This window comes from Radiobacillus sp. PE A8.2 (genome assembly GCF_045635475.1).
Classification (GTDB): Bacteria; Bacillota; Bacilli; order Bacillales; family Amphibacillaceae; genus JBJGXI01.
Genome location: NZ_JBJGXI010000037.1, coordinates 1 through 25,854 on the forward strand (window position 1 = coordinate 1; position 25,854 = coordinate 25,854).

The following is a 25,854-nucleotide window of genomic DNA, read 5'->3' on the forward strand; positions in this document are numbered from 1 at the left end:
ATTAAACAACTTAATGCTAGTTCTATCCCAGTAGTATCAACATGTGTATAAGTAATCAATTATTAATTATTTGTATGTAGAAAAAAATATTTCGGATGGGCAGTTTGCTTATATATGAGGAAAGAATAGACAGAAAAAAAGGAAGGGCCACTGCCTTCCTTTTGCTGTCTATCATTTTTCTAAGTGGATTTTTTCGGTTTAATTTCTGTGAAGGCTTCTTGTATCAATTGATGGAACGCTATCATTTTCTTTAGTCGTCCGAATAATTCGTCCACTTCTTCTTTGGAGTCTTTTTCATTGAAAGTACTTTCTTCTAAAATTGACTCGATCTCTTCAAGTGAATTTTTTTGACGATTTGCGGCATCTAGCCATTTATGAATAAAAGCATTCATGAATTTCTTGTACAAATTCTCATCGGCTCGATATAAATCTTTACGCTCGCCTTTTTTCCAAACTCGTTCGACAAGATTTAACTCTAATAGACTTCGAATACCAGTACTGATTGAAGTTTTACTTTTGCCTAGTGCTTCACTCATTTGATCTAAAGTCATCGGTTCTCCTTCTATATAAAGAATAGCGAAAAGCCTTGCTTCGGAAGAATTTAAATCAAACATTTCTACAGTTTTTGCAAATTCTGAAATAATCAATTGGTTAATATGGTCTAATTGGTTTTCAGACATGGAATTCCTCCCTCAAACCGCCCTTAACTAAAGCCTACACTAATTAAAGAAAGATTGGAAATTAGATAGATTAGAGTAATCAAGAGGAAATAGGAGTAATTTAAAGATAAAGTGATATAAAGTTCGTACAATACAAACTGTATGAAAAATTTAAACAAAACTAATCGTTTTTATCGTTTGAACTTTATGATCAAAAGAGTATATAGTATTAGAGGTAGATGATTTGTCCGATATCACATACATTTTGAATTTATGAATTGATAAATATTATTTTGGTGTTTAGCTATAATAACAAAAAGGTATGGATAGATGTTTTACAGTTAAGAAAGAAAGAGGTGTATGTATTGCCGATCATAAAAGTTGAAAATTTATCTAAAGTTTTCGGTAAGAATGTAAATGATGCTCTCGCTTTATTAGACGAGGGAAGAACAAAGGATGAAATTTTAAAAGAAACAGGCTGTACAGTAGGGGTTAACCGCGCTTCCTTTGAAGTAGAAGAAGGTGAAGTCTTTGTAATAATGGGATTATCGGGTAGTGGTAAATCTACATTAGTCCGCCTGATTAACAGGTTAATCGAACCAACTGAAGGTAGTGTGTTTGTTGATGGTGAGAATTTAGCAAAGATGGACAAACAAAATCTTCGTCGTGTCCGCCGTCAAAAATTAAGTATGGTGTTTCAGCGTTTTGCACTATTTCCACACCGTACAATCCTAGAAAATGCTGAGTTTGGCTTGGAAATACAAGGGATTGAACAGGAGCAAAGAAGTAAAAAGGCTAAAGAATCACTAGAATTAGTCGGTTTAGGGAATTATATTCATCAATATCCTTCGCAATTATCGGGCGGAATGCAGCAACGTGTTGGATTAGCACGAGCGTTGGCTAATGACCCGGAAGTTCTTTTAATGGATGAAGCATTCTCGGCATTAGATCCGTTGATCCGTAAAGATATGCAGGACGAATTATTAGAATTACAAGAAAGCATGAAAAAGACAATTATCTTTATTACACATGATTTGGATGAAGCACTCCGCATTGGTGATAGGATTGCATTAATGAAAGATGGTAATATCGTTCAAATCGGTACACCAGAAGATATTCTCGTTAATCCTGCTAATGATTATGTAGAGAAGTTCGTTGAGGATGTGGATCGTTCTAAGGTACTTACTGCTGAAAACATTATGAAACGTCCAGAAACAATAAATGTAGAGAAGCATGGTCCAAGAGTTGCATTAGAACGAATGAAAGAAGAAGGATTGTCCAGTATCTATGTAACAGATGGTAAGCGAAACTTAAAAGGTTACGTTACAGCTGATGATGCTTCCGAAGCTCGTAAAAATGAAATACGTGATATTAATCAAATTTTAAAAACAGATGTACCAACAGTGACAAAGGATACTTCGATGCATGATATTTTCGAAGTAATACACAATTCACCAGTCCCTATTGCTGTTGTAGAGGACGGCAAGTTATTAGGAATTATTGTTCGAGGCGCAGTAATAGCTGCCTTAGCAGGTGAAGGTGAGGTGAATATAGAAAATGCTTAATTCTATTACAAATTTCCTAAATGCAATTCTTGATTTTATTCCGGAGATACCGCTTGCTACTTGGGTAAATGACTTTACCGACTGGCTTCAAGATACATTTGCTTTTTTCTTTGATCCGATAAAAAACCAGTTTGGTGACTTTATGGACTGGACAGCAGAAATGCTCGCTGAAATTCCAGCGCTTATTCTTATTATAATTGTCGCTGTTCTTGCATTTTTTATAAGTGGAAAACGTATTGGATTACCAATATTCTCTATTATCGGATTGTGGTTTATTTATAACCAAGGATTGTGGGAAGATTTAATGTTTACCTTCTCATTAGTATTGGTATCCAGTATTTTATCGGTGATTATTGGGGTTCCAGTCGGGATTCTAATGTCTAAGAGTAAGCTTGCCGAAAGTATCATTACTCCTATACTGGACTTCATGCAGACGATGCCAGCTTTCGTATACTTATTACCAGCTGTTTTGTTCCTTGGTATCGGGATGGTTCCAGGTATCTTTGCATCGTTAATCTTTGCCACACCGCCAACCGTTCGTTTTACGAATTTAGGTATCAGGCAAGTATCTAAGGAGCTTGTTGAAGCTTCGGATGCTTTTGGTAGTACTGGATCACAAAAGCTTTTCAAAGTAGAATTACCAATGGCCAAAAGTACCATTATGGCCGGTATTAACCAGACAGTAATGTTATCTCTATCGATGGTTGTTATCGCATCGATGATTGGTGCACCTGGTTTAGGAAGAGAAGTATTGTCAGCATTGCAAAGAGCAACAGTAGGACCAGGATTTGTTGCAGGTATGGGTATCGTAATTCTGGCTATAATTATAGATAGATTCACACAAAATATAAACAAGAAGTAATATTTAATGATTGTTGGATACTTTTCATAGTGAAAAGTTGACCATATATATTTAAAAATATGAGGGGAGTTTTTTAGTATTATGTTTAAACTTAGTTGGAAACATTTAGGCTTAGCTGCCGTATTGGTATTATCACTAGCACTTGCTGCTTGTGGTGGTGGTGATGAAACACAGGAACTTGAATTGGTTTACGTTGAGTGGGATTCTGAGGTTGCTTCCACGCACGTAATTGGAAATGTATTAGAGTCACAAGGCTTTGATGTAGAATTAACACCAATTGATAACACTGCAATGTGGCAGGCTGTTGCTGATGGTGAAGCAGATGGTATGGTAGCTGCTTGGTTACCTGGTACACACGCTTCTCAATATGAGCAATTTAGTGGGGACGTTGTTGAATTAGGACCAAACCTTGAAGGTGCAAAAATTGGTTTAGTCGTACCTACTTATGTAGAAGCGACTACTATTGGAGATCTTGCTGATTATTCAGAAGAATTCGATAGCACAATTACTGGTATCGAAGCAGGTTCTGGTGTTGTCGGAGCTGCTGAACAAGCACTAACTGATTACAGCTTAGATGGATGGGAAGTACAAACATCTTCTAGTGGTGCAATGGCTACTGCATTAGGTGAAGCAATTGATAACGAAGAACCAATTGTTGTTACAGGTTGGACACCACACTGGAAATTCGCTAAATATGATCTTAAGTATTTAGAAGATCCTGAAGGTACATTTGGTGGAGCTGAAACTATTGAAACAATGGTGCGCGAAGGACTAGAAGAAGATAGCCCAGACGCGTATACTATTCTTGATCAGTTCAACTGGACACCTGCTGATATGGAATCTGTAATGCTTGATATTTCTAATGGAGCTACTCCAGAAGAAGCAGCAGCAACTTGGGTAGAAGCAAACCAAGATAAAGTAGATGAATGGATTGCTGGTGTAGAATAATAAAGATTAGAAACGACTTGCCTCCGGGCAGGTCGTTTCTTTTTTATTACGGATAATAGCTAAACTACGTCGTAACGTAGTGCTCGTGATTTCCGCTCCAGGCAGTCACTTTCCGCGGGCACGGCTTCAGCTAACTCAGAAGCAAAGAGCGCTTCTGAGTGGATCTTCAGCTCGCGCTGTCCCGCAGGAGTCGAGTCGACTGCCTGGAGCTCCAATCACCCGACGTAAGGAGCAATCAGCTAACAGCGGAGGAAATGTCCTTCGACTCCTGCGGGACTAGCGGCGTAAGTGAGACCCCGCAGCGCGAAGGCGCGAGGAGGCTCACTAGCCCCCCGCGGAAAGCGAAGGGCATTTCCGGAGCAGGTCAAGCACTCGCCAAACTACCACGGAGTTTACTTCAATTCTTGATTAAACAAAACCCCCAGCCATTAATGGCTGGGGGTTTTAATTTTACCGTTCGCTTGTTTTGTCTTCTAATTCCTTCAAGCTTTTTTCAATTTGCTCTAAATATTTTTGGATGTTTTTTTGATGTGGTTCAATCGTTTGTTTCCAGCTTTCGATTGAAGTTATCATATCTGCAGTCAAATCTTTAACTAGCGCTGCGCCTTCTTTTGACGTTTGGGTGATCTGTTCTTTTAGCTGTGTACCTTGTAACTTTAATTTGTCTACCGTATGCAAGAAATCTTCACCTTTGGTCATTGCATCTTGTCTTAACTCTTTTCCAGATCTAGGGGTGCTTAGTAACGTAGCGGCTGCACTAATTGTCCCTCCGAACAAAAAACCGATGAGTAAGGATTTTCCATTTGCCATCGCTTACACTCCTTTCCTTCTTATTATACTATTTTCTCTAATATCATAGGGATAAAACCTACAATATTTTAATAATTGACATATTATATTGTGTTTTTACAAAAAATCCCCAGATTAAAACCAGAGGATTAAAAATTTAACTTACTTTACTACTAATGTCACCAGCGATTTGGTTTAATTCTTGCTGCGTATATTGATCGGTATTTGTTTTCCAAACCGCACCAAAACCGTCACCTTTCCCATAACGTGGGATTAAATGAATATGTAAGTGGAAAACGGATTGTCCTGCAGGTTCCTCATTATTACTAATAATATTTAAACCGATTGGCTCGTATGCTTGCTTAATTGCATTTGCGATTTTTGGTACGCGATCAAATAATTCTTTAGCAATCTCTGCAGGTGTTTCATAAATGTTTTTCGTATGTGTTTTAGGAATTAGTAGGGTGTGCCCTTTCGTCACCTGGCTTATATCTAGAAAAGCATACACATGCTCGTCCTCATAGATTTTAGCAGATGGAATTTCTCCTGAGATTATTTTACAAAATATGCAATCTGTCTGACTCATCCAATCACTCCTTTTAAATTCTTTCCTTATATTTATTGTATAAATGAATAGGTATAGTGTAAAGGAATTAGACATAAAACAAACGGGTTAATCCCGTAGCAGAAGAAAATCTGGAGATTTTTTTCTGCTGGGACAACCCGTTGTTTGAAGGAGAAGGAAGCATCTAATTGAACTTGTTTAGTGAACCAGGGGAGTGATTCTGTCTATTTCAAGTTGAATACCTTTCGTCAACACCTCATTTATAAAGTGGTTGCTTAGATAAACGAATAGGGTACATAGATGAATTGTCTTTCACCGACACCTCATTTCGTGGTTGTTCCACTAATTATGGTCGTGAAAATAAATCCTAACTCCTTCGATTCTATTGTGTCTCTTTCATCCAAAATCTATACAAATGTAACCAACAATTTTTAAAAAAGTAGACAATAGTTCGATCCAATATCATAATACTGATTTTATTTTATGCCAAACAAACAACAAGGTGTTGGCTCCAAACTATTTGATGTTGCAAAAGACTAATAAGGTAAATATAAAGCTGAATCAGTTAACGAAATACCTAAGTCATTATAATCTTTTGGCAAATCTAGGTTAAAAGTGATAAAATTTGAATCAGTTAACTGCGGAAGCATGATTAGGAGGGAGACAATAAAATTGAATCCATTATTACATATTGAACACCTACAAGGTGGATATACACATAAAAATGTTTTGCACGGAATTTCTTTTGATATTAATCCAGGTGAAATTGTCGGTTTGATTGGTTTGAATGGTGCAGGCAAAAGCACAACAATTAAACATATTATTGGTCTTATGCAAGCTAAGAAAGGCGAGATTTCAATTAAAGGAAAGACATTTCAAGAATCACCAGAATCGTATCGTAACCAATTTGCATACATTCCGGAAATGCCATTGTTGTATGAAGAGCTTACTTTGTATGAACATCTACGCTTAACAGCTATGGCTTATAACATCCCAGAACAAGTTTTTAAACAACGCTTGCAGCCATTGTTAAAGGAGTTTCGATTAGAAAAAAGACTAAAATGGTTTCCTACTCATTTTTCTAAAGGAATGCGGCAAAAGGTTATGATTATGTGTGCCTTTCTTGTCGAGCCTCCGTTATACATAGTTGATGAGCCATTCGTTGGTTTGGACCCATTAGGAATTCAATCTTACCTTCAGTGGATGGATAGCATGAAAGCAAAGGGAGCGGGTGTTTTAATGTCAACGCACATTCTAGCAACCGCAGAAAGATATTGTGATCGCTTTGTAATTTTGCATGACGGAAACATACGCGCTTTAGGAACATTAGTTGAATTAAGACAACATTTCAATATGCCAGGTGCAACATTAGATGATTTATACATCCAATTAACGAGGGAAGATAGCCATGTTTAATGCAGGAGAGTTGTTTAGAAATCGTCTTTCTTCCCATTTTATAGAATTAAGTCGTTATTTGCGTTATATGTTTACCGGTCACTTTGTAATTGCTTTGTTATTTATCATTTCCGCAATGTCCTATTTTTATCAAGCATGGCTAGAGGAGCTTCCAGATGCTTTTCCTTCTGCATTCGTAATCGCAGTTGTGTTTGGTTTAACCGGCAGTTATAGCCCAATTAGAACGTTGCTCAAGGAACCGGATTTGGTATTTCTGCTGCCTGCTGAGCATAAAATGGGTACTTATTTTCGATATGCACTTGTTTACAGCTTTTGTACGCAGCTTTATATTGTACTGCTAGTAGGGGCTGCCTTAGCACCTTTGTACTTCGCAGCATTTCCACTGCAAACAACTAGAGAGTATTTTATGTTACTCTGTATTTTGCTCATATTTAAATTATGGAGTTTGTTAGCGAACTGGTGGGTTTCGAAGCTCAGACAAAACACTACGAGGTTGATGGATCAAATAATACGACTATTACTGGCCATTACAGCTTTTTATTTTTTCTTGCAAACGGAAATGTTATTAGCGACGATCATAACAATAACGCTTTTTGGTTTAACAATATTCGACTGGTACTTAGCTAGTCAAAAAGCGGGTGTTGCGTGGGATGTATTAGTAGAAAACGATCGCAATAGTATGCGCGCCTTTTACCGCATTGCTAATCTATTCACTGATGTTCCACACTTGAAAAATGAGGTGAAAAAGCGTCACTGGTTAGTAAGATTGTTTGTAAGTGCTGTACCGTTCAAGCAGGAATATACATTTAATTATTTATATCGTATAACTACTGCCCGAAGCGGAGATTACCTGGGAATATACATGCGATTGTTGATCATTGGTGGGCTTTGTATTTATTACGTTCCTAACTTTTGGATAAAAATTATTTTTAGCATCTTATTTATCTACCTAAGTGCTTTTCAATTGATGACGATGTGGCAGCATCATCGGACGATTATATGGTTGGACATTTATCCGACTAAAATTGAGTGGCGAAAAAAAGCCTTAAAGACATGGTTGCTTCGATTAATGATCGTACAAGTATTTTTATTTGGCTTATTGTTTTTATTTTTAGGGAACGTATTAGGTTTAGTAATCGTATGGATTGGTGGAACGTTGTTTAGTCTTTCGTTTATTCAAGGCTATGTGGCGAGGAAAATGACATGAAAAGGAGAGCCTTGAATGATGGAACAGTTATCCTATGAAGTACGTGCACTACAGGATGCAAAGCGATTTGAGCGATCCTTACAAAAGAAATCATCGATTATGCAACGAACGTCAAAGAATATTCAAACAAAGATTAACGATCGAATACCCGAAAAAATTCACAATGTAGTAACAGAAAGCATCAAGAAAATGATTCAGTTATCGTTAACATCCTCGGCATACATACATCCAATTGAAGTGGATGTGAACTGGACTTTACAAGAACGAGAAGCTTATATCCAGAAACGGTTAAAGCAATATAAGCAGACAGCAATGCTGGAGGGAGCAGGCACTGGGGCAGGAGGTATCATGCTTGGCTTGGCTGATTTTCCATTGCTGCTAAGTATTAAAATGAAATTCCTTTTTGATGTAGGGCAGATATATGGCTTTGATGTAAAGAGCTACGAGGAACGTATGTATTTGTTGCATATCTTTTTATTAGCTTTTTCGAGCGATGTAAAACGCAGTGATGTGTGGAAAATTCTTTCTGAGTGGGAAAGTGAAAAAGAAGTTTTACGTGAGGTAGATTGGAAAACGTTACAGCTTGAATACCGTGATACGATTGATCTTGTGAAAATGCTACAGCTTATACCAGGATTAGGTGCGATTGTTGGAGCTATAGCGAATAAACGGTTTATGGAGCAATTAAGCGAGACGGCAATCAATGTTTACCGTCTCCGTATGCTCACATAGTTAGTTGCTGTGATAGGACTGATAAATTTTAATAAAGGTTTTGGCTGCCAAGGCCATTGCACGCTCATCGATATCAAATTTCGGATGATGATGTGGGTAGAAATGATCTTCTTTTTGTGCACCAGTAAAGAAAAAGGCACCAGGCTTTTCTAGTAAATAATAGGAGAAATCCTCACCAGTCATACTAGGAACAACCTCCTCTACTGTTTGTCCATCCACTTGATCTGCTGCTTGCAATACGATAGCTGCCTCGTTGGGATGATTAACTACGGGTGGGTAACCTTTTTCATAATTGTAATCATAAGTTGCATCAAAAGAAATGCAAGTTCCCTTCGTGATTTGCTCTATTTCCTTAATGATTTGCTCTTGAAGTTGTTTGTCAAATGTACGGACCGTGCCGGTAATTGTTGCTGAGTCTGCAATAATGTTAAACGTATTGCCAGCGTGAAAGGTGCCTACGGTAACAACCGCAGTGTGTAATGGATCAATGCGTCTGCTAACAATTTGTTGTAGGTTGGACACAACTTGAGATGCAATTACGATCGCATCTTTCGTTTGGTGTGGCATCGCACCATGTCCACCTTTACCTTGGATTGTAATCGTAAAACGATCTGCTCCAGCCATAAATTCATTACTTGCCGTTTGCACGGTACCGAAAGGCGTGTTCGACCATAAGTGTGTGCCATATACGGCATCAACATCGTCTAATATTCCTGTTTCGATGAGTGGCTTTGCTCCGCCTGGAGAATATTCTTCAGCGTGCTGATGAACAAACACAATCGTTCCAGGCAATTTTTCCTGTTGCTGTTTCATAGCCTTTGCAAAAGTCAACAGTGTCGCCGTATGACCATCGTGTCCACAGGCGTGCATGACACCCGCTATTTTTGATTTATATGGAACGTCATTTTCCTCTTGGATAGGTAAGGCGTCAAAATCAGCGCGAAAAGCAATTTTTTTACCTGGTTTTCCGCCTGTAAGTGTGGCAACAACCCCGTTACCGCCAACATTTGTTTGATAAGGGATACCTAACTTTTCATATGTATCTGCAATATATTTTGCTGTTTTTTCTTCTTTAAAAGAAACTTCTGGGTATTGATGTAAATATCTACGAATAGAAACCATTTCATCATAGTAATTGTCTATTGAGTCGATAAGCTTATTCCACAAAACAAGATCCTCCTTGATGAGCATTTTCTCTACATTATAACATAGGAATATAAGTAAATCGGATTTGAGAACTTCTAAATTGTTAACAAAAAGGCCTCCTGTATTAACAGAAGACCTTTCCTAATTATTTAAAAGATTTATCGGCTAAAAGCCGTTGTATTTCTTCTTTGTGATTCGTTTCATCTGCAATCATATCCTCAAGTTGGACAACTAGTGCTGTAAGTCCTAACCCTTCTGCCTGCTTCTTACGTTGCTCATATCGCTCAACGGTATCTGCTTCAGCCTTCCAAGCGTCCTCTAACATATCTTTTACATCGGTATGTTGTTTTACCTTTGCAGGTGTAGTTGTTGGTGTACCACCTAAAGTCTTAATTTTATCTGATAAATAAAGCGCGTGACCAATTTCGTCATTAATTTCGCTTTCAAAAAATGGTTTAAGTACCGAACGGTATAATCCCGATACTACAGAAGCATTATAGGTATACATAATTGTTGCAGCATACTCATTAGCTAAATCTTCGTTTAATCCATCAATTAGATTTTTTAATTCACTATCATTCTTAATGTTACGTACATTGTCTGCCATTTAAAATCGCCCTTTCTAAAAAAATTATATTTTAACTGTTTCTATATATACATTACCCTGTCACAATGTTCTTAAACGAGATTAATAATAAATGCCAATATGTACGTTTTTATGGAGGTATTAATATGAACCGAAAGTATAGCCAATATTTTTATGGATCTATTTTAAGCTTAGCTATAACAAGCTGTTCATTACTAACGATTCGTGTCATGACAATGGAAATGCCTATACTCGATCAGTGGGCATCTCCATTCGTACAGCATGTAGATGGCACATTTATTTTTCGTTTATTTCGTTGGATAACAGAGCTAGGATCTGGCAGCTTTTTAACCCCGTTTAGTCTAGTAATGGGTTTATTTTTATGGTTATATTACAAGGATAGCTTAGCTGCTTGTGTAATTGTTATTGGGACGTACACCGGTTACCTGGCTAATTATGGGATTAAGTTACTAGTGGAGAGAGAGAGACCACGAATATTGGCTGAGGCAGAAGGAGTCGGTCATAGCTTTCCATCTGGTCATGCCATGGTAGCTTTAATTGCCTACGGATTATTCACCTATTTTTTAATAAAACACGCTAAATCTAAACAAATAGCGATAGTAATTAATGTTATTGGGATTGTCATGATATTATTAATTGGTTTTAGTAGATATGTCATACGGGTCCACTATTTAACGGATGTACTTGCGGGATACAGTTTTGGTGCTTTGTTCTTATTTGCCTGGATTGGCATCTATCATCTATTATCTAAAATTAAAATCTCTTTTTTCTCGGTCTCAAGGCGGAGATAAAACCATTCCGACGGTCGTTACTAGCGATGTATCTCTTATATATAATAAAACTATAGAAAAAGAATAGCCGCTGTTAGTAACACGTTATTTCTGCGTGCCAAAATTGGACAATTTTGTTTAACTCTCATAGACCACGTGCTATTCTTGTATTACTATTCGTTTGTTCGTAAAGGAACGTATTTGAAATTATTAGTATTTTTATTGTTGTTATGTTCTAACTTATGAAATATCTTAATAGATAAAGGATGATTGTTATGAAAAACAGACAATTTTTTCGAAATATTGCAGCCATTGTTGTTATTTTATTAGGAGTTACTTTAGTGCTTGCAAATGTAGGTGTAGTAACGTGGGAGATTAACGATGCTTGGTTATATATCTATCCAACATTTTTTGTGTTACTAGGATTAAAGTTAATTTGGGATGCGATTACAGGTCGTTGGGGACTATGGGCAGGATTGTTTCTACTTATATTCGGCGGGCTACTATTAATGGATCGATTTGATATCTTGGTGTTTGGTTTTTGGGATGTTTATAAGCTATGGCCATTATTAATTGTTTATGTTGGGTTTAGTATTTTTAGCACGTCAACGAATAAGAAAAATCGTAAAAAGAACCCTAAATTTCAATTTATCTATGACTCTGACGGAGCAAAAACATATCCTAACAAGCAAAAGTTTGCGATTGGAGATCACAAGTTTAATAGTCCTAATTGGAAAGTAGAGCCAATGGATTTATGGAATGCTGTAGGAGATTATCATATTGATTTTACTAAAGCGTTTATTCCTGACAAAGAAATTCCAATCAAAATTCAAGGGTGGGCTGGAGATATTCGGATTCTTATGCCTGAAAATGTTGATTTTAGAGTAGAAGCGCATGTCAAAGCGGGAGACATCGCTGTATTCGGTGAACGCGTCGATGGAATTAATAGAGAAATTTTTTACGAAACGCGTGATTATGAAACGGCAACAAGAAAGCTTAACATTTATTTGAGCCTTAAGGCTGGAGATATTCGTGTAGATAAAGTATAGGGAGGAAAGTATATGCTAAAACGTTTGAATACAATTCGATATACGTATATTCGTTCACATTTATATGGATTGTTCTTAACAACTGTTACATTAATGGCTATAATATTATCTATACATGTACTTTTCGCCCCTGCATGGCTGAGTACACCTAGCATCTTTTTATTTATTTGGAGTTATATTTTTCTGGGCTTTATTTTCTCTATTTATGTTGGTTTCAAATCAAGTGGAGATATGAAAGATCGTCTGGATTACTTATCGATTATGATTGCTCAGTTATCCCGTGGAAATTATTCTTCTCGTATTTACGAAAATGAAGAAGACGAGATTGCAAGAGTTGGTAATGAATTAAATACTTTAGGTGAAAAAATGCAAAGCCAAGTTAAATCATTGCAGCGGTTAGCTGATGAAAAAGCCGAGTATGCTCAATCTGCGCATAAAGCAGCTGCAATTGAAGAACGGCAACGTCTGGCACGTGATTTACATGATGCTGTGAGTCAACAGTTATTTGCGTTAACAATGATGTCGCAAGCTTCCTTAAGATTAATTGACAGAGATCAAGAACAAGCCAAAGAACAACTCAAGGAAATAGCTGAAACAGCATTAAAAGCACAGACGGAAATGCGCGCCCTTTTATTGCACTTACGTCCTGTGCATTTATCTGGTGAACCTTTAGAAATTGGGATACATAATTTAGTAGAAGAGTTAAAGCAAAAGTGTTCGATAGAATTTCATATGAACTTAGAAGAAGTAGAAGATTTGTCACAATCGACGGAGGAGCATGTATTCCGCATTGTTCAAGAAGCACTGTCAAATATATTACGGCATGCAGATGCTACAGAAGTAACATTAGAAATCATTACCCGAAACGATAAATTATTTGTACATATTGCTGATAATGGAAAAGGCTTTGATGTCGAGTCTGATCAACAGAAAAAAACATCGTATGGATTAAAAACGATGCGAGAACGAAGTGAAGAAATCGGTGGAACCTTTGCTGTTCGTTCAAAACAAGGAGAGGGCACACATATCGATATTCGCATACCCTTATAAAGTTAAGTGAGAAAAGGAGTGGGTAACTTGATACGAGTCGTCGTAATAGATGATCATGATGTTGTTCGTAAAGGCGTCATTTCCTATTTGAAAACAGAGCCTGAGCTTGAGGTAGTAGGAGAAGCCTCTAGCGGAAATAAAGGTGCTGCAGTTGTACTTGAGACCAAACCAGATGTTGTCCTCATGGATTTAATTATGGAAGATGGCACAGGGATTGATGCAACGAGACAAATTATGGAAAAATTTCCAGATTGTAAAATTATTATATTAACAAGCTATTATGATGATGAACAAGTTTTTCCTGCACTCGAGGCAGGTGCATTTAGTTATATGTTAAAGACCTCGTCTGCAGTTGAGATTGTAACCGCTATTCAAAAGGCATATAAAGGTGAAAACGTGATTGAACCAAAAGTAGCAAGTAAAATGATGACCAGCTTTCGTCAGCAAACAAGTAAACCGCATGAGCAGTTGACAGAACGAGAGCTAGAAGTATTAATGTGTATCGGTGATGGTCTTACGAACCAAGAAATTGGGGACAAATTATTTATTGGAATTAAGACTGTGAAGACGCACGTGAGTAATATTTTAAGCAAGCTTGGTGTGAATGACCGAACCCAGGCGGCTGTTTATGCCCATAAAAATGGAATAATACGAAAATAAGAACAGCCTCCTTATGTAAGGAGGCTATTTATTTGCACTGCTTGTAACACGCTCATTTCGTAAAGTTTGTTGTTTTTACACGTCATAATTGATCTAAACTGCGACATAGTGCTCGAGATTTTTGCTCACGCGTCTAGCTATACCAACAGCAAAGGGGCTAACCGGATTGAGCGGCCATATAAGCGCTTATTTAGTTTTAATTTTCAATTTCGATGATTTGACGGCCACCACAGCACTTATTTACCGATATCAACTCGTTGAAACAACAAATTCACCCAAATAAGTGCGCTGGTGGCCGCACAATTCTAATAATGCCTCATTTGTCACAGATAAGCGCACTGGTGGCCGTCATCGACTCATCGACCGCAGTACAATGCCTCCTCCATTGCGTCTGTTTAACACTACGTCGGAGTTTAGCTATTTTGCGTAACAACAAAAACTTTTAGAAAACAGCCTAGGAGAACAAATATCCTTTAATAAACTAACTCACCCTCAGTGCTTTTTAAACTAATATTTAGAAACTAGGATTCTTCTCTTTTTATTTTCTAGCTTGCTTAGTATAATAGTACAAGGAAAACGGATAGGGGATTTGCTATGAATGATAATAGTAGAAGTGAATTTATTTTGTTTATTATTTGGGCACAAAGTCTGATAGCGATGCTTGGTAGTTTGTTTTACTCTGAAATCATGCATTTTGTCCCATGTGAGCTATGCTGGTACCAACGTATTTTAATGTACCCACTTGTCGTTATTTACGGTGTAGCTTTATGGAAGAAAGATATTCGGTTTGCATTACCGGGATTATTCTTAAGCGGAATAGGCATATGTGTGTCCATGTATCATTATTTGGTGCAAAAACTACCTAGTTTAAGTGAGGCTGGAAATTCTTGTGGCATTGTCCCTTGTAACGGGGAGTATGTGAACTTTTTCGGTTTTGTAACGATCCCTTTTCAAGCGCTGATCGCCTTCATCGTAATATTTAGCTTGCATACTACAATCTTATTGAAGCAAAGGAGTAAAAATTTATGAAGAAAAATATGATTATCTTTATAAGTATTATTTTGGTTTTGTTTATTGCTTTAGCATTTGTTGTTAACTACCAGAACAATAATGATCCGCTTTATCAAAATCAAATTTCTCTTGATGATTTATCTGATACACTTAACAATGAAGAAGATGTTACTGTATACTTCTATAGTCCAACTTGTGAGCATTGTAAAGTTACCACACCTGTTGTGGTTCCATTAACTGAAGACTTAGGAATCGATATGAAGAAAGTTAATGTGCTTGAATATGATGCAGCGTGGGCGCAATATGATATTGAAGGTACGCCGACAATCATTCATTTTGAAGATGGAGAAGAAGCTGCTCGAATAAGTGGTTCACAGCCAGAAGCTAGTTTCAGAAGTTTTTTTGAAGATGAGGTTTTAAACTAATAGTAAAAAAAGAATCGCACGAAAATATGTGCGATTCTTTTTACGTATTATGAAGTTATTCATCTAGTTCAATCATCTTGTACGATGTAACGTAGGAGGGACCAGCTGCATAAGGTGGTTTCTCCTTTTTGTTTTTACCAGCATGGGATTTTTGAAAGGAGTCAGAGTTTTTCCAACTGTCATAGCTTTGTTTATCTTGCCACTGCACCATTACGACATATGTATTGCCCCTTGTTGGTCGCAGTACACGCAGTGCATGGAAGCCAGGTGTCCCCTCGATTAGGCCGGCTCTTTGTTTGAATTGTGTTTCAAATATCGGTTTTCCTTCATCCGTAACAGGAATATTATTCATTACTACAAAACCGTAATCCTTCAACTGTCCTTTTTCGACGATGATTTCAAATCCACGGGGTTCTGCAAAAATCGAAGCGTGCTTACTCTCGTGATAAACAACGGTGTTCGTTTCGTCTCCCATGATAAATGTGTGGGCACCGGGATTGTCATTGCTTACTTGAAGTAAATAATCGAGCGTTCCACTAGTCAGGTATGCGTTCATATTTATTCCTCATTTCGTTTTAATTCAATAATTTAAGTGTAGCAATGGACATAATCAAAATGCAAGTTTTACAAGTAACCATCTTATGTGGAGACGATCTTAATTTGAAGTAATCACGGTTAACACGCTTTATGTTCTAAACCAACTATCGTATAATGAATAAATATTGTCGAATAATGGGTGGAAATGTTCTTATAGAGGTTGTTATAAAGAGGGGAAACAGATGAACTTATTTAAATATTTACCAAATTGGGCTTCAAATATAAAATGGTTAGTTTTCGCACTAGTGGTTACTATATTACTAGGTTTATTAGGGTATGTGACAATTTTGTTTGGTGGAAGGTTTATTGTCGATGAGAAAGCATTTGTATTTGATACTACATCGACGATTGAAACAGAAGACGGAGTCGTATTAGCAAGCTTTTACCATGAAAATCGTACACCAGTTACGATTGAGCAAATCCCAGTGCACGTACAAGATGCGTTTATTGCAATAGAAGATCAACGATTCCGAGATCACGCGGGTGTGGATTTTACGTCGGTGATGCGAGCATTGTATCGCGACATTACTGCAATGGGAAAAGTAGAAGGTGCTAGTACAATTACCCAACAGCTAGCTAAAAACATGTTCTTACAAAATGATAAAACATGGATGAGGAAGACGAAAGAGGTAATGGCGGCTATTTATTTGGAGCGTCATTATAGTAAAAATAAGATTTTAGAATTTTACTTAAATGAGATATATTTTGCACATGGAAACTATGGTGTAGAAACAGCAAGTCAGTTTTATTTTAGTAAGTCTATCGAGGATGTTACTGTGTCAGAAGCAGCTTTATTAGCTGCTCTGGCTAAAGCACCGAATAATTACACACCGGTAAATTATCCGGATAAAGCAAAGCAAAGAAGAGATGTTGTGCTGCAGCAGATGAACCGTATGGATATGATTTCTACTGAAGAAATGCTTGAATTACAAGGTAGGACGCTTGGCTTAAATTTATCCACAAAGGCGGAAAAGCCATGGCTAAGTGCATATATCGATGCAGTGGTCACTGAAGCGGAAGAAACTTATCAGTTAACACGTTCAGAAATTCGTCGTGGGGGCTACCGTATTATTGCAACCATAGATGAGAAAGCTCAAAAAACAGCTTATCAATTAATGCAAAAACAAGAATACTATTATGGTTCCACAGAAGGTGTGGAGGCATCTTTTATTTTAATGGATCAAAACACAGGGGGACTAGAGGCAATTATAGGAGGACGTAGCTTTGCTCCAGGTGAGCTGAACCGAGCCTTCGTAAAACGGCAGCCAGGTTCAACGATGAAGCCACTTGCTGTTTATGGACCAGCGATGATGTTGGATGAATATCAGCCATATTCGATAATGCCGGATGATCAGCGCGACTATGATGGCTATTCAATTAAAAACGTAGACGGCGTTTATAGTGGTAACGTCACGATGTACGATGCCATCCGTCAATCAAAAAACGCACCAGCGGTTTGGCTACTGGATCAAATAGGTGTACCATATGCAAAGGATTATTTAAGTAAAATGGATATGACTATACCAGACAATGGCTTAGCAATAGCATTAGGAGGTTTAGAAGAGGGTTTAACACCGGTTCAACTTGCAGAGGGCTATCGTACGTTCATTCACGATGGGGAATGGATTGATGCGCATACAATTACACGCATTTATGATCGTAACAATCAAGTTATTGTTGAGGCAGACCCTCAAAGAGAGCAAGTTTTTTCACCGCAGGTAGCATGGAACTCACTACGAATGTTAGAAAGTGTTGTCGATAGCGGGACCGCTGAAACTGGTGATTTTGCAGGTGCTCTAGCAGGAAAAACAGGTACAACACAACATCCTCGTGTTTCAGGCGGAATCAAGGATGCTTGGTTTGTTGGCTTCACACCTAACTATGTTAGTGCACTTTGGATGGGATACGATTATTCAGATGAAGCACATTACTTAACAAAAGGAAGTAGTGCGCCAACAGTGCTGACAAAGCGGATTTTAAGTGAATTGGGAAAGCAGGAAGCAATGCCAACTGCATTTGAAAAACCTGCAAATGTAGAAGAGCTTCCGGAGCCGATTGAATTACCGGTTATCTCTGATCTAGAAGTCAAGTTTAAGCTAGGCGGACTGCCACTTGTACGTGGAGAATTAACTTGGACTGCAGGAAGTGACAATCGCATTGTCTATCAAATTTTCCAAAAAACCGATACGGGAGATATCGAATTAGGTCAAGTTACTGGTGAGAGTAGCTACACCATAAGTCGAGTCAATGTATTTCAGGAAAACACGTATTATGTTGTTCCATATGATCCGATTACAAAACAACAAGGAACACCTTCTAATGCTGTTGTTTTATCTTTAACCCGTTAAAAATTTAATCTAAGCATAATACTAGAACAAAGAGAGGCATTTAAGGTAAAATTTTAAAAGACTTATTTATTTAGAATTAGTACAATTTAGTGACAAATCCCTACAATTTCTATACATCAGTAGTTAATAAGCGTATAGTATTTAATGGAAATATGAACGAGGTGTGAGCGAATGACAAGACAAATAAATGATACAATCCTCAGAGCTTTTCGAGGAGAGAAAACCGACTATACACCGGCTTGGTATATGCGCCAGGCTGGTCGTTCTCAGAAAGAATATCGAGAAATAAAAGAGAAATATTCATTGTTTGAAATTACACGTCAACCTGAGTTGTGTGCGTATGTTACAAGATTACCTGTCGAACATTATGGGGTTGATGCAGCCATTTTGTATAAGGATATCATGTCACCATTACCCGCAATCGGTGTCGATGTTGAGATTAAGTCAGGGATTGGGCCAGTCATTGATAACCCGATTCGATCTCTAGCTGATGTCGAAAAACTAGGTACGATTGATCCGCAATCTGATGTGCCATACGTCTTAGAAACAATTCGGTTGTTGTCGGAGGAGCAATTAGATGTTCCTTTAATTGGGTTCAGTGGTGCACCATTTACGATTGCGAGTTATATGATTGAAGGTGGACCTTCGAAAAATTATCATAAAACCAAAGCAATGATGTATAGCGATCCGAAAACATGGTTTGCTTTAATGGACAAGTTAGCAGATATGACGATTGCTTATGTAACTGCACAAGTTCAATCTGGTGCAAAAGCAATTCAGATTTTCGATTCTTGGGTTGGTACGCTAAACGCGGCCGATTACCGTGAGTATATTAAACCAGTGATGCAGCGTATATTTAGTGAATTAAGAGTGCTTAACGTACCGCTTATTATCTTCGGCGTTGGTGCGAGGCATTTGATATTAGAATGGAATGATCTTCCTGTTGATGTGATCGGACTAGATTGGCGCATGTCGATTACCGAGGCCAGAGATTTGGGAATTTCCAAAACATTGCAAGGTAACCTAGACCCAGCTATTTTATTATCTGATTGGAAGACAATCGAATATCGTACGAAAGCAATTCTAGACGAAGGACAAATGCACGGTCCGCATGTGTTTAATTTAGGGCATGGCGTTACACCGGAAATCAATCCTGAAACATTGAAAAAATTAACACAATTAATTCACACATATTCAGGTTAGTCAATTTTCAAATTACATATTTCTGTCAATATCATAATAGTGATCTCTAGTTATCCGCATCCACACATAGTCGGATGCAGATGGCTGAATAAGGTATTTATGAAATTGACTCATTTGTGTTATGAAATGAGCTATATTAAATAAATAGAGAGGTGTTTGGGAAGTGGCTAAAAAAAAGGTTGGTTTACTCGTAATGGCTTACGGTACACCGTATAAAGAAGAAGACATTGAAAGGTACTATACAGATATTAGGCATGGTCGAAAGCCTACTCCAGAAATGCTACAAGATTTAACAGACCGCTACCGAGCAATTGGCGGCATTTCTCCACTTGCAGAGATTACCGAAAAACAAGCAAAAGCTCTTGAAGCAAAATTGAACGAGGTACAAGACGAAGTTGAATTTGTTCAATACCTAGGACTAAAACATATTGAACCGTTCATTGAAGATGCAGTACAACAGATGGTAGCAGATGGTATAGAAGAAGCGGTGTCAATTGTATTAGCTCCACACTATTCTACATTTAGCGTTAAGTCATACAACGGTCGCGCACAAAAAGAAGCAGAAAAGCTAGGCAACTTAACAATTACATCGGTGGAAAGCTGGTATGACGAACCAGGCTTTATTAAATATTGGTCCGATGCGATTGAGGCTATTTATGCAAATATGGATGAACAAGAGAAAAGCAAGGCTTGTCTCGTTGTTTCTGCCCATAGTTTACCAGAAAAAATCATTCAAAATGGTGACCCATATCCAGATCAATTAAAACGCACTGCTGAACTAATTAGTGAAGCAACTGGAATTACGAACTATGCAATTGGTTGGCAAAGTGAAGGCAACACACCAGACCCATGGCTTGGTCCAGATGTTCAGGACCTTACGAGGGAGTTGTATGAACAGAAAGGCTATCGTTCATTTGTGTACGCACCTGTAGGATTTGTAGCAGATCACTTAGAAGTACTTTTCGACAACGATTATGAATGTAAAGTTGTTTGTGATGAATTAGGAGCTAACTATCACCGTCCACCAATGCCGAATGCAGAGCCACAGTTCATTGCGACACTAAGTAAAGTAATCTTAAATAAATTTGAACATGTGAAAGTTTCATGACTAATGAAAAACAAATTGCTGTAATCGGTGGCGGAATTACAGGATTAACAGCTGCCTATTACTTGCAAAAGCAAATCGAAGAACAACAACTGCCCTATAAAGTAAAGTTAATTGAGGCGAGTGAACGCTTAGGTGGAAAAATTCGAACAGAGCGCAGAGATGGTTTTACGATTGAGCGTGGTCCGGATTCATTTCTTATCCGTAAAGAGTCAGCGGCACGATTGGCAAAAGCGGTTGGTTTAGAAGCAGACCTTGTTCGTAATGGAACGGGTCAATCGTATATCCTTGTGAATGGTAAGCTTCACAAAATACCGAGTGGTTCTTTCATGGGTATTCCTACGGAAGTAAAGCCGTTTTTATTTTCCAGTTTGTTTTCACCATTAGGAAAGCTGCGTGCGGCAGGTGACTTTTTCTTATCAAAGGGAAACCAAGTAGACGATCAGTCTTTAGGAAAATTTTTTCGCCGACGTTTCGGTGATGAGCTTGTGGAAAACTTGGTGGAACCGCTGCTCTCTGGCATTTATTCTGGAGATATTGATGACCTTAGTTTAATGGCCACTTTTCCAAACTTCTATCAATTAGAGCAACAATATGGAAGCCTAGTTAAAGGTTTGCAAGCAACAACGAAGAAGAAAACAAAAACGAAAGGCCCAAAACAAGGCATGTTCTATAGCTTAAGAAATGGTTTGGAGTCACTAGTGGAAGCAATTGAATCACAGCTAGCGGAAGATACTGTGGTAAAAGGTGTCTCTGTCGATCATGTGGAAAAGAAGGATGCGTATTACAATTTATTACTTGGCAATGGCGAAGTATATAAAGCAGACGCTGTGATTATGGCGACCCCATTTTTTGCTGTACCGCAAATACTGAGCCAATATTCTATCGTAGACCCATTGAAAGACATGAAGGCGACTTCTGTTGCGAATATCGCGATCGCATTTGATCAATCTGCAATTAAACAGGACATTGATGGGACAGGCTTTCTTGTGTCAAGAAACAGCGATTACCGGATTACAGCCTGTACGTGGACACATAAAAAATGGCCTGAAACAGCAGCACCAGAAGGAAAAGCTTTATTGCGTTGTTATTTAGGGCGTCCGGGTGATGAAGATGTTGTTCATTTAACCGATGAAGAAATTTTGGAAATTGCTTTACAAGATTTAAACAAGACAATGGCAATTACAGATAAACCATTGTTCTCCGTGATTACGCGCTGGGAAAATGCAATGCCACAATATTCTGTTGGACACAAACAACGTTTAGATACAATACGAGAAGCGATGAGTCAGGAGCTTCCAGGTGTTTATTTAGCCGGTTGTTCCTATAAGGGGATTGGCATACCAGATTGTATTGACCAAGGTGAAGCCGCTGTTGATCATGTACTAGAATATTTAAAATAACTTTAAGAACTGCACCCAATTGTCAGAGCACAATAATGTTGGAAGTGCAGTTTTTTGTATTTGTACGTGGTATGATAGAAGAAAATAGATGTTATATAAATCTAAGCTTCATGAACGATATTAGATATGACTGTATTATAACAAAAAAGAGTAGCTTAAAGATAAGCTACTCAGGGAACATATACATAATAGGCCGTGTTTTATTATAGTGCAGGGTGATCGCAATTATCGCATACATTGCTGTAACAATCGGCTTTTTCATCAATCATATTGCCGCATTTAGAACACTTTTTTGGGGGTAGATTTCGGAAAAATTCAACGATACTTAGCATGGTAATCCCTCCAACTTTTTATTGTTAATTCATTGTACTATAACAATATGCAACAATCAATAAAATGTTGTATAACAATTGAAAATTTTTAATGAAAGGATTGATAAAATGAAACTAACAATCATTGGATTTTGGGGTGCTTATCCAGAACAAGGAGCTGCCACTTCGTCTTATTTACTAGAAAAAGATGGCTTTACTTGTCTAATCGACTGTGGAAGTGGGGCTTTATCTCGATTACAAGCGTATAAACAGCCGAAGGAAATTGATGCAGTTGTGCTTTCCCATTATCATAATGATCATATTGCAGATGTTGGTGTGTTACAGTACAGTTGGCTCGTTCAAAATTCGTTAAATCAAACGGAAGATATTTTACCTATTTATGGACATGCCGAAGATGAGGAGGCATTTATAAAGCTAACACATAATTTTACAGAAGGAATTGCCTATGATCCTGAAGGTTCACTCGAAGTCGGCCCTTTTAACATCCAATTTATGAAAACCAATCATCCCGTAACATGCTATGCGATGCGCATCACTGATGGAGAAAAAACAATCGTATATACAGCTGATTCCAGCTATATACCGGAATTCATTCCGTTTAGTGAAAATGCAGATTTATTAATAACAGATTGTAATTTCTATGAAGATCAAGATGGCACCAAAGCTGGACATATGAACAGTAAAGAGGGTGCTGAAATCGCCAGTGCTGCTAAAGTGAAGCAGCTTATTTTGAGTCATCATCCGCACTTTGGCAATCGTAATGATTTACTAGAGCAAGCGAGCAAATATTTTAGTGGGAAGATTCAGTTGGCAGACGAAGGCTTAACATGGGAAATTTAGAATATAAGTTCCCATAATTGCCCTTGTTTTTAGTTTATCTTACAATAGATTTGGATGTACAAGTATAAAGGAGTGGGTAAGGTTGAAATTTATTGATAATGAAGGAATTACTGATCCACATATTAACCTGGCAATTGAGGAATATGTGTTAAATAACTTTGGCAAAGACGATACATATTTGTTGTTCTACATTAACGAGCCATCGATTATTATTGGTAGAAACCAAAACTCAATTGAAGAAATCAATACCGACTATGTGGATCAAAACGGTATTCATGTTGTTCGTCGTTTGTCCGGCGGAGGTGCAGTGTACCACGATCTTGGGAATTTAAACTTTAGTTTTATAACGAAAGATGATGGCGATAGCTTTCAAAACTTCGCTAAATTTACAAAGCCTGTTGTGGATGCATTAAATGAACTGGGAGTACCAGCGGAGTTAAAGGGAAGAAATGATCTTGTTGCCGATGGACGAAAAATCTCTGGTAATGCGATGTTTTCTACAAAAGGTGTAATGTTCAGTCATGGTACCTTAATGTATGATTCTGAAATTGAGAATGTAGTATCCGCTTTGAATGTGAAAATGGAAAAAATCCAATCCAAGGGTATTAAATCAATTCGAAGTAGAGTTGTTAATATTTCTGAATTTATGGACGAAAAACTACCGATGGATGAATTTAAGGCAACAATTTTGCGTTATATATTTGACGTGAAAGACATTGCCGATGTTCCACAGTATAAATTAACAGAACAAGATTGGGAGAATATCCATAAGCTTTCGAAGGAACGTTATCAACGTTGGGACTGGAATTATGGGAAGTCACCGCAATTTAACACCCAACAGTCGCATAAATTTGCAGGTGGTCTTGTTGATGTACGTTTAGATGTAAAAAAAGGTATGATTGAGAATTGTAAGATTTATGGCGATTTCTTCGGTATCGGAAACGTGAAGGATATTGAAGACCGTCTCGTTGGGGTTCGTTATGAGCGTCAGGCTATTGATGCTGCACTAGAGGACATTGAGATTCCGCATTATCTAGGAAAAATCTCCAAAGAAGAATTTGTAAGCTTGTTATACTGAGTTAATAATTTCATAATTACCGTACATAGTAAATGCACATCCGCATTTAGTTTGAAGACGGCTTAATCCAACTATGCGGATGTGAATTGTTGAAAGTCGTAATTATGAAATTGATTAATACTAATAAACTGTAAAATCCCTTGCCATAGCTGGTAAGGGATTTTATCTATCGTTTGTTTATTAATAGAACAGTTAATAAAGCGTACTTTAAGCAATATACATAGAAGTACAGTTCGTGTAAAGGGGATAAGAACATGAAAAAAGTGATGTTAGCTTATGTTATCTATTTACTAGCAATATGGAGTTATTTTTTATATTTTTACCCACTTGAAACATATTCGGATTCTACTTATGCTGCGCTTGCGCATGCGGTATTCTTTTCAAAGCTTCCGTTAGAGTGGATTTTGTTATACAGTCTCATAAAAAGTAATTGGGCGAGTGCGTGGATAGATCGAATTGAGCACTTTTCTAAAAAACAATGGCTCAATACACTCGTCTTTGCATTCGTGCTCGTAGTGGTATATGAAATCATTCAATTCCCGTTTAATTTTCTCTGGTATCAATTGTCCTTACAAGAAGGTACAAGCATCCAACCATTTGCAGACTGGATTGCCGAAAGGGGCCTCGATTTAGTGTTTTTTGGGCTGATGATGGCAGCTGGTATTTATGTTGTTCGACTATTACTAGCTAAATTTAAAACATATTGGTGGCTGTTCGCCTGGTTGCTAGCTTTACCAGTTGTGCTTTTCGTGATTTATGTACAACCTGTTTGGATTGATCCATTATATGAGGAATTTACACCAATGGAAGAAGGTCCGCTACGAACGAAGATTGAGGATGTTGCAGCAAATCTAGGTTTAGAGGATGCTACATTGCTTCAAGTAAACATGAGTGAAAAGGTGACCACATTTAACGCCTATGTTACAGGAATCATGGGTAATGCCCGGATAGTATTATGGGACACAACGTTGAATGGGATGAACGAGGATGAAATATTGTTTATTTTAGCACATGAAATTGGGCATTACGTGAAGCATCATGTATATATCGGCGTAGCAGGATATTTATTGTCTAGTTTCGTTTTACTATTTGTGACTGCGATTATTTTTCCGCGAGTATGGCTTAATTGGCACGGAAAGAAACGAGCACAAACCAGGTACGCTTTACGTTCCATCCCATTGTTGCTTTTAATACTTTCTATTCTTTTAACCGCTACCCAGCCGATTTCTTTATTTGTTTCTAGACAAATTGAATTGTCGGCAGATCGATATGCTATAGAAAATACAAAAGAGCTGCAGCCTGCTGTTGAGAGTTTCAGGCGATTAGCTATCCAATCTAAGAGTGATATAAATCCTATTTCATGGGTGAAATGGATGCGTTGGGGGCATCCAACGATTAAAGAGAGAATACAATTAGTGGAAAAAGAAATCGAAAAACGTGAAACAAAAGCCACCTCTTCCTCGTAGGTAATAGTAGAGGTGATTAGA

At 37.7% G+C, this 25,854-nt stretch carries 26 protein-coding genes; 19 read left to right on the forward strand and 7 right to left on the reverse strand.

What is annotated here, in order from left to right:
- Nucleotides 1-179 precede the first annotated feature (179 nt).
- A complete protein-coding gene (locus ACI6MV_RS17525; RefSeq protein WP_407271626.1) occupies nt 180-680 on the reverse strand; it encodes a GbsR/MarR family transcriptional regulator in 501 nt (166 codons plus the stop codon).
- A 344-nt stretch (nt 681-1,024) separates the two neighbouring features.
- Here ACI6MV_RS17525 and ACI6MV_RS17530 point away from each other — a divergent pair, with 344 nt between their 5' ends.
- From ACI6MV_RS17530 to ACI6MV_RS17540, 3 genes are all read left to right on the forward strand, one after another.
- The gene (locus ACI6MV_RS17530) at nt 1,025-2,224 is read left to right on the forward strand and encodes a quaternary amine ABC transporter ATP-binding protein (RefSeq protein WP_407271682.1); all 1,200 of its coding nucleotides are present in this window, start codon (nt 1,025-1,027) and stop codon (nt 2,222-2,224) included.
- A complete protein-coding gene (locus ACI6MV_RS17535; protein ID WP_407271627.1) occupies nt 2,217-3,086 on the forward strand; it encodes an ABC transporter permease in 870 nt (289 codons plus the stop codon). Before ACI6MV_RS17530 ends, ACI6MV_RS17535 begins: the two co-directional genes overlap by 8 nt.
- Before the next feature lie 81 nt (nt 3,087-3,167).
- Nucleotides 3,168-4,034 (forward strand): glycine betaine ABC transporter substrate-binding protein, encoded by an 867-nt coding sequence (locus ACI6MV_RS17540; protein WP_407271628.1) that lies wholly within the window; start codon nt 3,168-3,170, stop codon nt 4,032-4,034.
- A gap of 450 nt (nt 4,035-4,484) precedes the next feature.
- On the opposite strand, the gene ACI6MV_RS17545 is transcribed toward ACI6MV_RS17540, so the two are convergent.
- On the reverse strand, nt 4,485-4,844 hold the full coding sequence (locus ACI6MV_RS17545; protein ID WP_407271629.1) for a YtxH domain-containing protein: 360 nt from the start codon (nt 4,842-4,844) through the stop codon (nt 4,485-4,487).
- 136 nt (nt 4,845-4,980) lie between these two features.
- Nucleotides 4,981-5,409 (reverse strand): HIT family protein, encoded by a 429-nt coding sequence (locus tag ACI6MV_RS17550; protein ID WP_407271630.1) that lies wholly within the window; start codon nt 5,407-5,409, stop codon nt 4,981-4,983.
- A gap of 651 nt (nt 5,410-6,060) precedes the next feature.
- On the opposite strand from ACI6MV_RS17550, the gene ACI6MV_RS17555 reads away from it, so the two are divergent.
- The 3 genes from ACI6MV_RS17555 to ACI6MV_RS17565 are packed head-to-tail and all read left to right on the forward strand — an operon-like array spanning nt 6,061 to nt 8,743.
- Nucleotides 6,061-6,804 (forward strand): ABC transporter ATP-binding protein, encoded by a 744-nt coding sequence (locus ACI6MV_RS17555; RefSeq protein ID WP_407271631.1) that lies wholly within the window; start codon nt 6,061-6,063, stop codon nt 6,802-6,804.
- A complete protein-coding gene (locus ACI6MV_RS17560) occupies nt 6,797-8,011 on the forward strand; it encodes an ABC transporter permease (protein ID WP_407271632.1) in 1,215 nt (404 codons plus the stop codon). The genes ACI6MV_RS17555 and ACI6MV_RS17560 overlap by 8 nt, the downstream gene beginning before the upstream one ends.
- A gap of 15 nt (nt 8,012-8,026) precedes the next feature.
- Entirely contained in the window at nt 8,027-8,743 is a 717-nt protein-coding gene (locus ACI6MV_RS17565; RefSeq protein ID WP_407271633.1) for an EcsC family protein, read from the forward strand.
- On the opposite strand, the gene ACI6MV_RS17570 is transcribed toward ACI6MV_RS17565, so the two are convergent.
- Both ACI6MV_RS17570 and ACI6MV_RS17575 read right to left on the reverse strand, forming a co-directional pair.
- On the reverse strand, nt 8,744-9,910 hold the full coding sequence (locus ACI6MV_RS17570; RefSeq protein ID WP_407271634.1) for a M20 metallopeptidase family protein: 1,167 nt from the start codon (nt 9,908-9,910) through the stop codon (nt 8,744-8,746).
- A gap of 124 nt (nt 9,911-10,034) precedes the next feature.
- A complete protein-coding gene (locus tag ACI6MV_RS17575; RefSeq protein ID WP_407271635.1) occupies nt 10,035-10,496 on the reverse strand; it encodes a ferritin-like domain-containing protein in 462 nt (153 codons plus the stop codon).
- Between the two features lie 125 nt (nt 10,497-10,621).
- Between ACI6MV_RS17575 and ACI6MV_RS17580 the strand changes: the two genes are divergently transcribed.
- The 6 genes from ACI6MV_RS17580 to ACI6MV_RS17605 all read left to right on the forward strand — a co-directional run bounded on the left by ACI6MV_RS17580 (nt 10,622) and on the right by ACI6MV_RS17605 (nt 15,461).
- Complete coding sequence (locus ACI6MV_RS17580) at nt 10,622-11,287, forward strand: phosphatase PAP2 family protein (RefSeq protein ID WP_407271636.1); 666 nt, start codon at nt 10,622-10,624, stop codon at nt 11,285-11,287.
- A 254-nt stretch (nt 11,288-11,541) separates the two neighbouring features.
- Nucleotides 11,542-12,315: a cell wall-active antibiotics response protein LiaF gene (gene liaF, locus ACI6MV_RS17585; protein WP_407271637.1), complete on the forward strand. Its 774-nt coding sequence runs from the start codon at nt 11,542-11,544 to the stop codon at nt 12,313-12,315.
- A 12-nt stretch (nt 12,316-12,327) separates the two neighbouring features.
- Nucleotides 12,328-13,365: a sensor histidine kinase gene (locus ACI6MV_RS17590; RefSeq protein WP_407271638.1), complete on the forward strand. Its 1,038-nt coding sequence runs from the start codon at nt 12,328-12,330 to the stop codon at nt 13,363-13,365.
- 27 nt (nt 13,366-13,392) lie between these two features.
- Nucleotides 13,393-14,025, forward strand: a complete 633-nt coding sequence (locus ACI6MV_RS17595) for a response regulator (RefSeq protein ID WP_407271639.1) — start codon at nt 13,393-13,395, stop codon at nt 14,023-14,025.
- Nucleotides 14,026-14,619: 594 nt separating this feature from the next.
- Complete coding sequence (locus tag ACI6MV_RS17600; protein ID WP_407271640.1) at nt 14,620-15,054, forward strand: disulfide oxidoreductase; 435 nt, start codon at nt 14,620-14,622, stop codon at nt 15,052-15,054.
- Nucleotides 15,051-15,461 (forward strand): thioredoxin family protein, encoded by a 411-nt coding sequence (locus ACI6MV_RS17605; protein WP_407271641.1) that lies wholly within the window; start codon nt 15,051-15,053, stop codon nt 15,459-15,461. Before ACI6MV_RS17600 ends, ACI6MV_RS17605 begins: the two co-directional genes overlap by 4 nt.
- A 55-nt stretch (nt 15,462-15,516) precedes the next feature.
- Here the strand turns inward: ACI6MV_RS17605 and ACI6MV_RS17610 are convergent, their stop codons facing one another.
- Entirely contained in the window at nt 15,517-16,017 is a 501-nt protein-coding gene (locus ACI6MV_RS17610) for an antibiotic biosynthesis monooxygenase family protein (protein WP_407271642.1), read from the reverse strand.
- Between the two features lie 223 nt (nt 16,018-16,240).
- Between ACI6MV_RS17610 and ACI6MV_RS17615 the strand changes: the two genes are divergently transcribed.
- The 4 genes from ACI6MV_RS17615 to hemY all read left to right on the forward strand — a co-directional run bounded on the left by ACI6MV_RS17615 (nt 16,241) and on the right by hemY (nt 22,117).
- Complete coding sequence (locus ACI6MV_RS17615; protein WP_407271643.1) at nt 16,241-18,406, forward strand: transglycosylase domain-containing protein; 2,166 nt, start codon at nt 16,241-16,243, stop codon at nt 18,404-18,406.
- 171 nt (nt 18,407-18,577) lie between these two features.
- Entirely contained in the window at nt 18,578-19,609 is a 1,032-nt protein-coding gene (gene hemE, locus ACI6MV_RS17620; RefSeq protein ID WP_407271644.1) for a uroporphyrinogen decarboxylase, read from the forward strand.
- A 163-nt stretch (nt 19,610-19,772) separates the two neighbouring features.
- Nucleotides 19,773-20,717, forward strand: a complete 945-nt coding sequence (gene hemH, locus ACI6MV_RS17625) for a ferrochelatase (protein WP_407271645.1) — start codon at nt 19,773-19,775, stop codon at nt 20,715-20,717.
- Complete coding sequence (hemY, locus tag ACI6MV_RS17630) at nt 20,714-22,117, forward strand: protoporphyrinogen oxidase (RefSeq protein WP_407271646.1); 1,404 nt, start codon at nt 20,714-20,716, stop codon at nt 22,115-22,117. Before hemH ends, hemY begins: the two co-directional genes overlap by 4 nt.
- Nucleotides 22,118-22,320: 203 nt before the next feature.
- Here the strand turns inward: hemY and yhfH are convergent, their stop codons facing one another.
- On the reverse strand, nt 22,321-22,449 hold the full coding sequence (yhfH, locus tag ACI6MV_RS17635) for a protein YhfH (protein WP_407271647.1): 129 nt from the start codon (nt 22,447-22,449) through the stop codon (nt 22,321-22,323).
- A 108-nt stretch (nt 22,450-22,557) separates the two neighbouring features.
- On the opposite strand from yhfH, the gene ACI6MV_RS17640 reads away from it, so the two are divergent.
- The 3 genes from ACI6MV_RS17640 to ACI6MV_RS17650 all read left to right on the forward strand — a co-directional run bounded on the left by ACI6MV_RS17640 (nt 22,558) and on the right by ACI6MV_RS17650 (nt 25,833).
- On the forward strand, nt 22,558-23,289 hold the full coding sequence (locus ACI6MV_RS17640; RefSeq protein ID WP_407271648.1) for an MBL fold metallo-hydrolase: 732 nt from the start codon (nt 22,558-22,560) through the stop codon (nt 23,287-23,289).
- 82 nt (nt 23,290-23,371) lie between these two features.
- Nucleotides 23,372-24,367: a lipoate--protein ligase gene (gene lplA, locus ACI6MV_RS17645; RefSeq protein ID WP_407271649.1), complete on the forward strand. Its 996-nt coding sequence runs from the start codon at nt 23,372-23,374 to the stop codon at nt 24,365-24,367.
- A gap of 254 nt (nt 24,368-24,621) precedes the next feature.
- Nucleotides 24,622-25,833 carry a M48 family metalloprotease gene (locus ACI6MV_RS17650; protein WP_407271650.1) on the forward strand — a complete coding sequence of 404 codons (1,212 nt, stop codon included), beginning with the start codon at nt 24,622-24,624 and terminating at the stop codon, nt 25,831-25,833.
- Nucleotides 25,834-25,854: the final 21 nt, after the last annotated feature.